Consider the following 14,835-nt stretch of genomic DNA (forward strand, 5'->3'; position numbering starts at 1 on the left):
TTAAGAAAATGAAAAAAATATTTTATATACTATCAGTATTTTTAGTAATGACATCGTGTAGTGATGCGCTAGATATCGTTCAGGATGGTGAAATAAATGATCAAGCAACAGCGTTTCAGACTGTTAATGATATGAAGTTGTTTCTGAATGGAAGCGTATATACTTCTGTTGATCCGTTGAATGAGATATCATTCACATCAATTTTTACTGATGAGGTAGGATATGGTCCTGCTGGGGTTAGTACCACAGATATCCAGACACATAGATGGGTTTTAAACTCAACTACTGGAGATGTTGCCGGAATTTGGGCGAGCAATTATAATATCATCAATAAAGTGAATATTCTTTTAAATGGTAGTAAATTGATCAATTATAACAATCTTAATGCAAGTGATAAAGCATTATATACTGCTATTTTAGTTCATGCCAGAGCAATCAGAGCGTATGCGTACACAACTTTAGAGTCTTACTTCTCTACGGATATGAAAGATCCAAATGCTTTAGGAGTAATGTTAAGTACTGAACCGGCTGATATATTGAATACAAAATTACCGAGAGTAAAAAATTCAGAGGTTTTTGCTTTAATTGAATCAGATCTGCAGTATGCGCTTACCAATTTTTCTACTACAAGTGTATCAGCAGGTGGATCATTACTGTTAGCACAGCATTATTTGCAAAAACCTGCTATCCATGCTATAGCAGCAAGATATTATAACTATAGAGGTGATAATACCAATGCAAAGCTAAATGCAACAACAGCAATTACTACCAGTGGTTTAACACTTCAGCCTGCTAGCACAGGAACTGGTTACGTTACAATGTGGCAGGACACTACTAGAGGTGAAATTTTATGGTCTCTATCCAGACCTAATAGTGCTGTAGGTTCATGGTCAAACATTGCAGGTTTATTTACAACCAACTCTACAGATATTAACGGATCGGTAAATTTTGATATGAGTAGAAAACTCTATTCCTTAATCAACAACCAAATTCCGGGAGATGATATTAGAAAGGACGCTTTTGTTGATCCATCATCTGTATTTGATAATTTTTATCCTAATGGACCAAATCCTAGAGAGGATGATGTGATTGTCATTAACAAGTATCCGGGGAAAACCCCTGCTAACGTTCCTGCAACAACTCAATTGAGAAATGATATCAAGATGTTCAGATTATCTGAAATGTATTTCATCTTAGCTGAGGTTGCTGTTCGTGAAGGTGATCTGGCGACTGCTGCTACTAGAATCAGAACAATTAGAGGAAATAGATCTAAAGGTGGCTTAGCTGCAACAATTACTTATACTTCTCCTCAGCAGGCTTATGCTGATATTCTTTTAGAAAGAAGAAGAGAGCTTTGTTTTGAAGGACACCGTTATTTAGATTTAAAAAGAATGGGTGTAGCTGCAGGTGTAGGTATAGACAGAGATAAGTATGATGATGATAATCAGACATTACCATTAACGCTGCCTGCTAGTGATTACAGATTCACATCACTTCCTATTCCGTTGGATGAGATTAATGCTAATCCTAATGTTCAACAAAACCCTGGTTATAATTAATTTTAACAAAACTTATGAAAAAAATTGCATTTTTAATATTGGCCTCTTTTATCTTCCTGCTTAACAGTTGTAAAGATGAGGCAGAGGTATATGATGGTCAGCCCTTCCTGCATTTCAATAAGGGTACAAGCGGTGAAGCTGTTGTGAGACAAAATACTGGATCGACAACTGTTACTATCGATTTTGGTACGATTCAGGCATTATCAGGTGCAGCTCAAGTGAAGCTGGTAGTAGATAATACAGTTTCTACAGCCGTTCAAGGAACAGATTTTCAGATTTTGAATCCTGAAGTTACAGTAAACGCAGGTCAGATTGGAGGTCAGTTTCAGGTTAAGCTTCTTGAAGCAACTGCAACTGTTGAGCCTAAAGTAATTGTATTTAAATTGCAGTCTTCATCAATTGCGAATGCTACTTTCGACCAGACTTATATCTTAAGATATACTAAGGCTTGTGAATTTAGCATCACTCCTTTTTCTGGAAACTATACAGTTGTAACTGATACTTGGGCGGATTATGAACCAGGAGATACAGTGGTCTTACAACAGGGACCATTGCCTAACCAATTCAAGATATTGGCGAGCAATAACCCATATATTACAAACTTTAGTACGGCATATATGCTTGTAACTGTTAATACTGATGGAAGTATTGCAGTAGCTTCAAACGAACCGTTTAACTATGGTGGTTCAACAGGAACTCTAAATATAACTGGTAGTGGAACAGTTAATTTCTGTACTGGTGCTATAAATATCAATGATCTTGATTTTCAAGGAGCTGCCGGATCGGCACTTAATAATCAATTTGTTTTAATTAAAAATTAAGATATAATTCATTATAATAGATCCGTCTCACAACAAGTGGGACGGATTTTTTTGTTTGATGGAGGCAGCTACTCCTTAATAAATTTAAAACTCTTTATCCTCTTTTTGCTTATATAGCTCGCAACATAATTCCCTTTTTCTAAGCTGCTTACGTCAAGTCTGTTATTTGTCAGTGATCTATTTAAAACCATTTTTCCTGATACATCATAAACCGTAACTTTCAAATTACTTTTAGTTTCATTGATATAAATATAATCCTTGGTAGGATTTGGGTAAAACTGTGTTACTTCTTTTTGTTGAGTTTCTCCTACACTTAAAGTACTTAAAGACTCGGCTGTTGCTATTAGAGAAAAGTTCTGACTGCCCCCAGTTAATGTTCCTTTATGGGTAACAGTTATTGTATATGTTCCTGAAGGATTGTTAATGTCTATTCTTTCAAAATTATCCGCATCATTAGTTCCTGTATTCGTTACATTATTGAATGGTATAGACATACCCTGCATTTTCCATGGATAGTAATTTACACCATCTTTTGTGATTTTTATATCCAGATCATTTACCAGGTATTTGGTAGATGGGTCTACAGTCCCGGAATTCGTAAATGAAGACTGAGGATATGTCCAGGAAATTGAAACCTTCAAAGGAGATGCACCGCTTGCGGTAATTGTTTTTGTATAGGTAGCGCCGTTGCTCAAAGAAAGCTCATCAAGTACGCTTTTTTGTAGAAGTTGCAGAATTTTTGTCTCGTATAGCTATGACGGCTTTTTCTGCATTTACCAATTCCCATCCATATTCGTAGTCCGGGCCAGCCCAATATCCCGCTTCATCTGCTGTGTGTAATATTAATCCTTTTACAGTAGCAGATCTCATATAGTTGGAATAAAGTTGCTTGTAATACTGTTGCAATAGTAAAACAATTCCTGTAATTCCGGGAGATGCCATAGTTGTTCCGGATAAAAGACCTGTAGCTGTATTAGAGGTGCTTAGTGTAGACCTTACACCTACACCCTTCATAGAAATATCCGGTTTTATTCTACCGTCGTCCGATGGTCCCCAGCTGCTGAAGGTAGACATCGTTACACTAGATTCATCAACATAATTAGAAACTTCACTCACAGCGGCAACAGTCATTACATTCTTTGCATTTCCATGCCCGAAGATTAAATCATATCCTCCTTTGTTGGCAATTTGAACAGATCCTGGAGAGGAGGTGTCATTTCTGCTATTACCAGTTGAAACTACCGGTAAGTAATACGGATTATTGTAACAGATCTCATCAAATGTTTGTGCCCTCGAGTCGTAGGCACCGTAAAACCATATATTGCTTAAAGAACCAAAGCCATAAGAGTGATTGGATGTTAATAATCCTGAGCTTGCTTGTGAAAGTATTCAGAAAGATCATCATTCCAATCGTAATTAAGTACTGAAGCGTTGAATGCAATACCTTTTACAGTTGATAGAATACCTTGTGCACAAATAGTTCCGGTAACATGGGTAGCATGATCTATATTTGTGGCTCCATCCATATTGGTAAGCTTAGAGGTTGCGTTGACCACAAATTCCTGATGTGTAGTCCGGGCACTTTCGCCATCCCATACGCCTGCAATCATATTTTGTCCCTGGATATTAAGGCCTAAGCTGCCGCCACTATAAAGCTTATTGGCTATTGCGGTGATCGAAACACCTGCATTATCAGTTTGGGCATAAATATATTCGCCATTAGGTAAAACATCAACGAGCTCTCGGACTCCGAAGTTTGGTTGGCTGATTTTTTTTGAGTACCCCGGGATTCTGATTTAAAAATCGTGATAATCGCAAATTGCGTTGGGATTGTTCAATATTAAATCTATGTTGCAATAGTATATTAGCGTTTTATTAGACTGATTTGAAATTTCCTTTCGCTCATCGGCGGTTTGGCCATGGAGCGTGAAGAACCACGAAACTGCAGTAAAAAGTAATAATTTCCCGTTTTTCATATAGATGTGTTTATATAGTCTAAAAATATAAAAACTAAGGACTTTATAGAAAAACTCTCAAGAAAAAAAATGAGATCTTAATTTTCTTTAACATTTTTTAAATCATGGTAGATGGTATTTTATCAACTTTTAATTTGAGTAAAATCTCTATCAAATTTCTGAAAAATGAATTATTCCTTTTAATCTCAATGTTTCAGGCAAGCTTCGATTAGAATAATATTATTTGTATAATTTTAAAGTATTTCTATTTCATTGATTAACTATGCTTTATAAATTTAGAATAATTCTAAATAATTTTTTTCCTAAAAATTAGTACATCCATAATTTTTTTTCACGAAAATTTTTTTCTCAAAAAATTATTATGAATTAATATTTTGAATTAAAACATAGTATTTAGGTTAATATAAAATACTGTAATTCAATTAGTTGAAACTTTATTTGGTTTGGTGATTTTAATATTTATTAACATATTTGTCCCATTAAATATTAAAATTTGTTAATATGAATGTGAAATTACGTGTATTAAGTGCAGGTGTTTTGTTCTTTGTAGGAGGGCAGATGCTTTTGGCGCAAAAAACTAATCAAAAAAAGGATACGGCAACTAAAGTTAAAGACATAGAAGAAGTTGTTGTTGTAGGGTATACCAAAAAAAACAAGGATGTTGTAACTTCTGCTGTTTCAAGCATTAAATCTGAAACATTGGAAAGATATTCTCCTATTACTACAGTAACAAATATACTGCAGGGAAAAAGTCCAGGTGTAGATATCACATCTTATTCAGGAAAACCGGGCTCTGGTGCTAATATTAATATAAGAGGGTTAGGGAATGTTACAACCACATCTGGAGCTAGCTCTCCTTTAATCGTTATTGACGGAAATGTCGTAGGAAATAATGACACAGCGCAGTTTCTTTTAAATTCTATCCCGCCGGGAGATATTGAAGATGTGTCAGTGCTTAAGGATGCTGCATCTGCAGCTATCTACGGATCGCAGGGAGCTAATGGAGTGATAGTAGTTACAACCAAGAATGGTAGAGGTAGAACTACGGTTTCATACTCTGCTCAGTTTGGATTTTCGGAGAAAATCAAGGATATAAACTTTACAATGATGAATGCGGCAGAAAAAATTGCTTATGAGCAAAAAGTTGCTGCTTTAGGAACGGTTGCTGGCTATTATGATTGGCCAGATCAACAGGAAATAAATGACGCTTTGGGTCAGGATCATAATTGGCAAAAAGATATTCTTAGAAGATCATTTATTGAGAGCCATAATGTTGGTATTAAAGGAGGAAATGATAAAAGCAATTATTCTTTATTATTAAGTTATGACAATGATAATGGTATAGTTCAATATTTAAATGCTTTCAAAAGATATTCTGGTAGATTCAAATACAACGGAAAGATAAATGAAAAGCTTGATTTTGGTGTTGGTGTTGGTGCTTCTTATAGAAGAACACAAGATCCTAGGGATAGAAATAATGTTCAGAATCCTTTTAGAGCAATGTATGACTATAATTCATACGAACCTGTTTATAATCCAGATGGAAGTTTTAACAATACATTTCAGGGGTTTCCTATATTAGAAGCTTTAAAGAATAATCCAGAGTATAACTCTGATGTTATTATTGATGCTAATATTTTTGCACAGTATAAAATATTACCATACTTAACATATAAAATACAAGGTTCCGGAGTTTTTGATGCATATACATATGATTATAGAATTCTTAGAGGATCAGTGTTAGATCAAGTACTAGGGATTAATGGACAAGCTTCAAAAACACTTGAGAATTCATTTAATTACACATTCACAAATTTACTTACTTTTAGTAAAACCTTCGGCGAAGTGCATAATGTTGAAGCAACTGCACTTGCTGAATATGTTAATTTCAAATTAGATAGAGTGAATGCTGTGGGGAGAAATTTTTCTTCTCCGATATTATCTGAAGTATCGAACACCTCTACACCTTTTTCTACAACCGGATTTAGTAGAGAAAGAAGACTGTTTGGATATGGTATATTGGCAAGTTATGATTATATGAAAAAATATATTGTAACCGGTTCAGCAAGAAGAGATGCCGATTCTAGATTTGGAGCTAATAATGTTTGGTCAGATGTTTTTTGGTCAGCCAGTGTAGCGTGGAATGTTACTAAAGAAACATTTTTAAAGGATAATACATATATTAATAATCTAAAACTAAGAGCTTCCTGGGGAACTAGGGGTTATAATAATATTCCTCTTTTCATAAATCAACCGTTAATTGTAGGATCAGCATATGGAGGACTTAATACGCCAAATAACTTTGCAACCTTATCTCCATCTGCAACTCAAGGGAATCCTGATCTAAAATGGGAAGTCACAAAGTCACAAAATTATGGAGCAGAGTTTTCGATATTGAAAAATAGAATAAGTGGTACTGTTGACTATTTTATAGATAGTAAAAAGGATTTTATCTTGTCAATACCTAATGTAGGAGATACAGGAGGAGGATATGCAACTTCTATTAATGCGGGTGATATGAAGAATAAAGGTTGGGAATTCTCTTTGAATGGAGATGTGATTAAAACTACAGACTTTAATTGGTCTCTAAGAGCAAATATTTCCCTTTTGGATTACAAGCTTAATAAATTGAGAGGCGATCTTGAAAGTCAAAGAGTTGTAGGGAGTATTAACATGCTGAAAGAAGGAGAGGAGCCTTTTGTGTTTTATCTTGTGAGGAGTGCAGGAGTAAATCCTTTGAACGGGAATGAACAATATTATGATATTAATGGAAATATAACTGAGAACTATAGTCCTAATGATCAAGTTGCGCTTTCAGGAAAGTCACCCTTGCCGAAAGGTTATGGAGGATTTGGAACAACATTCAGATATAAAAACTTTGATGTAAATGCAGATTTTAATTTCAAGTATGGAAATTATATATACAACTACATGGCTTTAAATATGCTGGATTCAGATAACGGAGGAAATAATAATCTTAGAACCGACGCTATTGATTTCTGGACTCCGGAAAACACAAATGCAAGTTTACCAAAACCCGGAGCTGCTCCTAACGGTTTAACTGGTCTTCAAACTTCCGATAGATTTTTACAGGATGGTTCATATATCAGATTTAGAAACCTAACAGTGGGTTATACTTTTGATAGGAAATTCTTAGGAGAAAATAATCCGCTTAAAAAGCTAAGACTTTCTGTAACTGCTCAAAATTTAGCAACATGGACAAAATTTGAAGGAGATCCTGAAGTATCAGTAGGATCTGGTGAAACACAAAATGTATCTGGGGGTACATTTATTAGTGGAGCATATGCTCTTTATAGTTATCCTCAGGTAAAAACATTTTTATTTGGAATTGATGTAGAATTTTAAAAAATTATAAAATGAAAAATATATTTAAAATAAGTGCTCTTTCGTGTTTATTGTTATTGGTATCGTGTAGCGAAGAACACTTTGATGTAGAACCAAATTACTTGGATAATCCAAATTCTGTAACACAGTCAGAATCATCATTTAGGTCACTTACTGATGGTGCCTATGATGCAATGAAAAATATTTTCGATGGAGATAATGGTAATGCCTTAATACTAGCTGACGTTTTGGCAGATAACTTAATACTAAATCCTCAAGGCAGATTAACAAATACCAGTCAATATCAGTGGAGTTATAACGGAACATCCGGTGGAGCAACAGCTTTATTTAGTGATTCTTATTTTGCAATTTCAAGAGCAAACTTTGTGCTTGATAATTTGAACAAAATACCTTATACAGCTTTTATGAAAAATATTGAGGCAGAAGCAAAAGCAATAAGAGGTGCAATGCATTTTGAAGTGTTAAGAGCGTATAGTAAAATTCCTACTCAAGATGGTAGTGCTTCAACTTCTATGGGAATACCATATATTACCGTATTTGATCCTTTTCAGAAGCCAAGTAGAGATGCAACTGTAACGGATTCTTATAATAAAGTAATCGCAGATTTGTTATTTGCATATAATAATATTAATACATCTAATGGTAGTATCGGAAGATTTAATAAGACGTCAGTAGCAGCTCTTTTGAATAGAGTGTATTTATATATGGGTGATTATGCAAATGCCATTACTTATGGAGAATATGTTATAACAAACTCTTCGTCTGTTGGGGCAAGAACAAATTTTGCGGGCATATGGACGGATGCAAATACAGACGGAGTACTTCTTTCGCTATTAAATGGAAATGTAAATACTGATAATATGACGGTAGGAGTATGTTATAATCAGAATGCATCTGGTATTAGGTCTGAATATAATGTTAATTACGACTTATTTCTTAAATATTCACCAACGGGAATTTCAGATATAAGAAAAACAGGATATCTGCTTACAGCAAATTATGCGGGAACACCTTATAATCATATAATAAAATATAGAACAAGAACAGGGTCTTCCACCGCTCAGGTTGTTAATGTTAAATTTATAAGAACGGCTGAAGTATATTTAAATACAGCAGAGGCATATATGAAATCATCAACACCAAACGCAGGACGGGCTTTGCAATTGTTGAATATTTTAAGAGGACAAAGGTATTCACCATATACTCCTGGTACAGAAACCGGAACTGCATTATTAAATGCCATTTATTCTGAAAGAAGACTTGAACTAGCTTTCGAAAATGATAGATTTTGGACACTAAAGAGATTAGGACTTCCTGTTAATAGATCTGCATTCGGACCAAATGTAGATGGTACTGGAACTGGTCCTGGAGCAAGTATAGTTAATTTACAATCATCAGATTACAGGTGGCAGTTGCCGATTCCTCAATCTGAAATAAACTTAAATCCTAATATGAAGCAAAACCCTGGCTATTAATATCAATTTAATGCAATAATCTTTTTTAAACCCGTACTTTAAGTGCGGGTTTTTTATTCCCCATTATTTCTTATTTTTGCCTTACCAAATCTGCACTTGCATTTTTGTATAAAAATCAACACATGAAGTATATACTTTCAATCATACTCTTCTTCAGCCTTACCATAAACGCTCAGGTCAAAAATAAGACCGATGCAAACCAGCTTTCTAAGAATGGAGAAGATACCCTGGTCATTGATTCAGGAACAAAAGATTCCCTAAAAATATTTAAGCCTACCATCAATGATTATTTATATCAAACACAATTTGCAGAAAAAAAAGTATTTGATACGGTAATGACTTTTGACAAAACCTATATCTTTTCGCAATACAACAACAGGGACAACTTCGGGAGAGTTCAGGTTGCTAATATTGGAGCGGGATTCAACCCACTCTCTTATGAGCTAAATCCTGAACAAAACCTGGCACTTTTACCAACCAACAAGTCTTATGGTATACTGGGCATTAATGATATTCACTATTACGATGTAAAAACCCCCACAGCAACATTCATTTACCACAATGCCATGAAAAACGGGGCGGCTCTAAAATCTACCTATACTCAGAATATCGGGAAAAGATTTAATTTTTCTTTGGAATATAGTGGGTTAAGATCTCAGGGAGTATATAGGAACTCCCTGGCTTCCAATAATAATACCCTGTTTACCGGCCACTATGTTTCCAAAAGCGGAAATTATGAATTGTTTGCCCATTATCTCCATCAGAATGTTAATAACCAGGAAAATGGGGGGATTGCAGTAGACAGCCTTTTCCAGAATGGCAACAGTGACTCCAGAAACAGACAGAATATGCAGGTAAATTTGGCATCCTCCAGTTCTCAGTTTTCGTACCGCAGATATTATCTGACGCATCAATTTGCCCCTTTTAATTCTGAGAAAATTCCTTTTAAAATTAGACATACCATTTCTCATCAGGGAAATAAGTACTACTATACCCAGAACACGCCGGAAGCATTTTGGTATGAGGCGCCACAACAGCTTGTTACAGACGGTCCTTTGTCATCAAAAAAATATTCAGATAATTTCAGCAATACAGTAAGCTTGGTTTGGGATAATGAAAAATTTAAGCTTGATGCGGGAGTCCGGTATCAAATGCTGAAGTTAGGTTCAAGCCAGGTCGTTCTGCCTTTGCTCGAAATTCCTACGGAAATCAAAGAAAACAGGATTGGGGCTGTAGGAAATTTGCAGATCAGGTTGTTTGATAAATTTCAGCTCAATTCATTTTTGGAATTTTCCAACGGAACACAGTTTGGAAGTTATCTGAGAACGGCAAACAGTCTGAAATTCGAGCCGGTAAAAGATTATTTTGTTAATGCAAAACTTAATTTTCAGACAGCATACCCCTCATTTAATTATCTTCTGAATACTTCAATTTATAATAATTTCAATTACTATTTTCAGGATGCAAAAAACCAGACGGTAATGGAAGCCGGCGGAAGTCTCAATCTGAAATGGTTCAAAACCGAATTATTTGCTAATTATTTCAGAATTGAAAACTACACTTATTTTGATATGGCAGCGATGCCTAAGCAAAGCGGAAGCTCCGTGAATATTTCCCAGATCGGAGGTGATGCAACATTCAGCTACCGAAATTTTCATTTAAATACAAGATTGCAGTTCCAGAACGTGCTCACAAACAAAGATCTTCTGCCGTTGCCGGGATTTATCGGACGTGTCAATTTCTTTTATCAGGCGAAAGCATTTAAAAATGCAGCCGAAATACAGACCGGTATAAAAGTCTATTATTTCTCAAAATTTGCCTCCAGAGAATATTTCCCGATTCTTAATGAATATATTCTGCCGGGAGCAGGCTCTTTTTCGATTGGCGGACAGCCAATTGCTGACGTTTATTTTAATATGAAAGTTAAAAAAATGTTCTTTTTCATCGAAGGCCAGCAAATAGGAACCGTAATTTCACATAATAAAGCATATGCATTCCCAAGTTATCCAACTTATGATTTCAGGTTGAATATCGGGATAGTATGGTATTTGTTCAACTAAAATTCAGTCAGGTTGAAAACAATTAACAAAATATCTTTTCAGGATATCGTCAGTATCCCGAAATTGGTAAAGGATTTTTTAAATCACAATATTGAAGGTTTTGAAGAGAATACATTTTCTTTATCTCACTTTGAAAAGAAGATCCATGAAAAACAGAGCTCCTTTACTTCAGGGCAAAGAGAAATTCTTGTTGCAGCATTGGAAAAACAGCTTTCAGATCTTACTCTTTCACCGAAGCAAAAACAAAATATAGAGAGTCTAAGGCATACAAAAACATTTACAATTACCACAGGACATCAGCTGAATCTCTTTTCAGGACCTGTTTTTTTTGTGTATAAAATTTTGCAGACTGTTAAAACTTGCTCTTTTTTAAAAGACAGTTTTCCGGAATTCAATTTCGTTCCTGTATATTGGATGGCTTCAGAAGATCACGATTTTGCAGAAATCAATCATTTTAAAACGGAGAACAAGTATTATGAAATTAATGAAAAATCCGGTGGAGCGGTAGGAAGAATTCCTTTAAGTGATACGTTTTTCATTTCAGAATTTGAGAAAGAATTCAAAGACTTTGTTTTTGGAACCGAATTGATTTTAATGCTGAAAGAAGCCTATAAAGCAGGCAATACTTTAACACAGGCTATTCAGATATTGGTCAATCGCCTGTTTTCAGAATTTGGCTTGCTGATCCTTGACGGAGATTCGAAGGAACTGAAGACACAAATGAAAGAAACATTTAAAGATGAGCTTTTGAATTTCAGTTTGTATAAAGAATCAAAGGAAAAAATAGATTTCTTAACTGAAAAATATGGTAAAGTTCAGGTCAATCCCCGGGAAATTAATCTTTTCTATCTTACAGATACCAGAGATAGGATTGATTTTGACGGGAATCAATATATCATTGTTGATAAAAATAAAACGTTTACAAAAGAAGAAATTTTCGAAGAACTGGAAAATAACCCGGAGAAATTCAGCCCAAATGCGGTAATGCGTCCCGTTTATCAGGAAACGATTTTGCCCAATCTTGCTTACATCGGAGGTAATGCTGAAATCATGTACTGGCTGGAACTGAAGGATTATTTCAAAAAAATTAATCTGCCGTTTCCAATCCTGATTCCAAGGAATTCAATGTTATTTCTAAACCAAAAGACATTAGGGAAAATTGAAAAGCTTGCATTAAAAACAGAAGATTTTTTTCAGAATTTTACGGCAATTACCAACAATAAAATCTTAGATGATAATAAGATCTTAAGATTTCTGGAAGAAAAAGAAAGCCAGCTAATGCTTCAGTTTTCAGACTTGAAAGCAGTTGCGGAAACCACCGAAAAGTCTTTTGGAAATATGGTAAAAGCAGAAGAAGTGCGCCAGATGAAATCTTTTAAAAGAATGAAAAAAAGACTCCTTCATGCTGAAAAAATTAAGCAGAGAGAAATGCTTGAAAGACTCGAAAATCTGTTTCTGGATGTACATCCTTCCAAAAACTGGCAGGAAAGAGTATATAATTTCAGTGTCTTTTTTGCAGATCACGGCAATGCATGGCTTGAGACTTGTTTAGAAGAAATGCAAATTGACGAGTCTAAATTAATAATTCTTGCCATTTAATTTTAAAGAAGTATTTTTGTAAATATAATGATCCAATATGATAAAGAGGTTTTTTATTCTGTCCAGTTTATGCATGGTTTTGGGGGTGTCTGCTCAGAAATTGCACACCGTTGTAAAAGGCGATACTCCTTATAATATTGCTAAAAAATACGGACTTACTGTTGATGAATTGCTGAAGCTTAATCCTTCTGTAAAGGATGGTAAGATCGCAATCGGAGAAGTTTTAACGGTTAAAAACGATAAAACGGGATCTTCATCAAAAATGAATGTTCCTATAAAACCTGCCACTGGCGGACAGCTGGGGAAAATTGTTCTACAGCCGAAACAGACCATTTACGGAATTACAAAACAATACAGGATTTCAGAAACCGATCTCAGAAAACTGAATCCCGATCTTGAATCTCATATGAAGATCGGTGATGAAATTACCCTGCCTCTTGAAAGTATAAAAAAATACGGAACCGGCCAGCAGACCACAACTTCAGCTTCAATAGCGAAATCTGATGAAAAGACAGTGGAAAAACCTGCTGTTACAGTTTCAGAAGGAGAATATACTGTTCAGCAGAAAGATAATTATTATAAAATTGCTAAGCAATTCAATCTTACCAGAGAAGAGCTTTTCGCCTTAAATCCGGGACTTGAAGAGAAAGGTCTGAAACCTGGCGAGAAAATTTTAGTTAAAAAATCAGGAAACGGAAATGCATCCGGTGCAGATGTTTTTGAAGAAACAAAAAATTCAAAAGCAAAAATGGATTCCGGAAACGAAATCTCCTCAAAAAACAGCAATACTGCCTCTGATGATTATGTGACCTACACTGTCCAACAGGGAGATACGGTATTTTCTATTGTCAATAAATTCGGAATCTCTATTGATGAATTAATTGCATTAAATCCTGAATTATCCCGTGGATTAAAAGCAGGAATGGTTTTAAAAATTAAAAAGCTTGATCCTGCGTATGTGAAGAAAAACGGAGATGCATTAAGCGTTGTCGTAATGTTACCTTTCGGATACAGTACCGGAGAAACCCAATACAGAACAATGGCTCTTGACTTCCTTACCGGAGCAAAACTTGCCATTGAAAGAAATGCCGGAAACGGGCAAAAATTGGATGTGAAAATCGTAGATTCCGGAAATGAAGCATCTTTCAGGAATTCATTGACACAGATAAATCCGGATAATACCGATCTTATTATCGGCCCATTTTTTAAGTCGAATGTGGTAGATGTCCTTGACTTTACAAAAAATCAAAAAATTCCGATTATAGCGCCTTTTGCCAATTCTCCGGAATTATACAATTACAGCAATCTTATTATCATTGAGACAAACGATCAGACCTATGCTGATAAAATTGTAGAAGAGGTTAAAGCCGCTTATTCTGATCAGAAAATATATGTCCTTGCTGATTCTAAAAAGGAAAATGCCAACTACATAAAAGCAGGCCTTGAGAAAATGTTGAAGAACCCTAACGTTACTATTGTAACCTCCGCTTCGGATATTCAGCTTGACCAAAATATGATGACCGGGCAGTCGGCTCCCGTAATTGCTATTCTTGCAAGTGACAACGATGCAACCGGTGAAGCTTTTGCCAACAGGGTTATTGCATTGTCTAAAGAAGTTCAGGGCGTAAAAGCGTTCAGTATGCATTATGTTCCTGCATTTGAGAAAAAAGTAGATGATCTTGCTCTGGCAAACCTGGTTTATCTCATGGACAGAAAAATCAATACGGAAGGAAATTTTGAAAAGGAAATCCTGGCAGCCTATAAAAGTAAATACTGCAAAACGCCTCCAAAATATGCCATCATCGGTTTTGATGTCGTTAACGATATGCTGACCCGTGAAAACAAAAAAGGTGAGATTTTTAAACAAATAAATAAAGTTCAGACACAGCTGGCGACCAAGTTTGAGTTTGTGAAATCAAAAGCAAACGGAGCTTATGTGAATACGGGATATCGTGTCATCAGACTGGTTCCGTAAATCA

At 35.2% G+C, this 14,835-nt stretch carries 10 protein-coding genes; 7 read left to right on the forward strand and 3 right to left on the reverse strand.

The genetic code is table 11. From position 1 onward, the window contains the following. Positions 1-8 precede the first annotated feature (8 nt). Both M0D58_RS12855 and M0D58_RS12860 read left to right on the forward strand, forming a co-directional pair. The gene (locus tag M0D58_RS12855) at positions 9-1,559 is read left to right on the forward strand and encodes a RagB/SusD family nutrient uptake outer membrane protein (RefSeq protein ID WP_248390031.1); all 1,551 of its coding nucleotides are present in this window, start codon (positions 9-11) and stop codon (positions 1,557-1,559) included. A gap of 14 nt (positions 1,560-1,573) precedes the next feature. Then, complete coding sequence (locus tag M0D58_RS12860; protein WP_248390033.1) at positions 1,574-2,380, forward strand: DUF4843 domain-containing protein; 807 nt, start codon at positions 1,574-1,576, stop codon at positions 2,378-2,380. 68 nt (positions 2,381-2,448) lie between these two features. Here M0D58_RS12860 and M0D58_RS12865 read toward each other — a convergent pair whose 3' ends face one another. From M0D58_RS12865 to M0D58_RS12875, 3 genes are read right to left on the reverse strand one after another with little or no spacing between them, the layout of a single operon-like run. Next, positions 2,449-3,075, reverse strand: a complete 627-nt coding sequence (locus M0D58_RS12865; RefSeq protein WP_248390035.1) for a T9SS type A sorting domain-containing protein — start codon at positions 3,073-3,075, stop codon at positions 2,449-2,451. 10 nt (positions 3,076-3,085) lie between these two features. After that, positions 3,086-3,769 (reverse strand): S8 family serine peptidase, encoded by a 684-nt coding sequence (locus M0D58_RS12870; RefSeq protein ID WP_345892717.1) that lies wholly within the window; start codon positions 3,767-3,769, stop codon positions 3,086-3,088. Continuing rightward, positions 3,739-3,990 carry a S8 family serine peptidase gene (locus tag M0D58_RS12875; protein ID WP_248390037.1) on the reverse strand — a complete coding sequence of 84 codons (252 nt, stop codon included), beginning with the start codon at positions 3,988-3,990 and terminating at the stop codon, positions 3,739-3,741. Before M0D58_RS12875 ends, M0D58_RS12870 begins: the two co-directional genes overlap by 31 nt. 867 nt (positions 3,991-4,857) lie before the next feature. Between M0D58_RS12875 and M0D58_RS12880 the strand changes: the two genes are divergently transcribed. From M0D58_RS12880 to M0D58_RS12900, 5 genes are all read left to right on the forward strand, one after another. Further along, positions 4,858-7,722, forward strand: coding sequence for a SusC/RagA family TonB-linked outer membrane protein (locus M0D58_RS12880; protein WP_248390039.1), 2,865 nt, complete (start codon positions 4,858-4,860; stop codon positions 7,720-7,722). Between the two features lie 11 nt (positions 7,723-7,733). Continuing rightward, a complete protein-coding gene (locus tag M0D58_RS12885) occupies positions 7,734-9,197 on the forward strand; it encodes a RagB/SusD family nutrient uptake outer membrane protein (protein ID WP_248390041.1) in 1,464 nt (487 codons plus the stop codon). A gap of 122 nt (positions 9,198-9,319) precedes the next feature. Continuing rightward, positions 9,320-11,257, forward strand: a complete 1,938-nt coding sequence (locus tag M0D58_RS12890; protein WP_248390043.1) for a putative porin — start codon at positions 9,320-9,322, stop codon at positions 11,255-11,257. Positions 11,258-11,269: 12 nt separating this feature from the next. Then, positions 11,270-12,856 (forward strand): bacillithiol biosynthesis cysteine-adding enzyme BshC, encoded by a 1,587-nt coding sequence (gene bshC, locus M0D58_RS12895; RefSeq protein WP_248390047.1) that lies wholly within the window; start codon positions 11,270-11,272, stop codon positions 12,854-12,856. 37 nt (positions 12,857-12,893) lie between these two features. Next, positions 12,894-14,831 (forward strand): LysM peptidoglycan-binding domain-containing protein, encoded by a 1,938-nt coding sequence (locus M0D58_RS12900; protein ID WP_248390050.1) that lies wholly within the window; start codon positions 12,894-12,896, stop codon positions 14,829-14,831. The last annotated feature ends 4 nt before the right edge of the window (positions 14,832-14,835 follow it).

The organism is Chryseobacterium nepalense, assembly GCF_023195755.1.
Classification (GTDB): Bacteria; Bacteroidota; Bacteroidia; order Flavobacteriales; family Weeksellaceae; genus Chryseobacterium; species Chryseobacterium nepalense.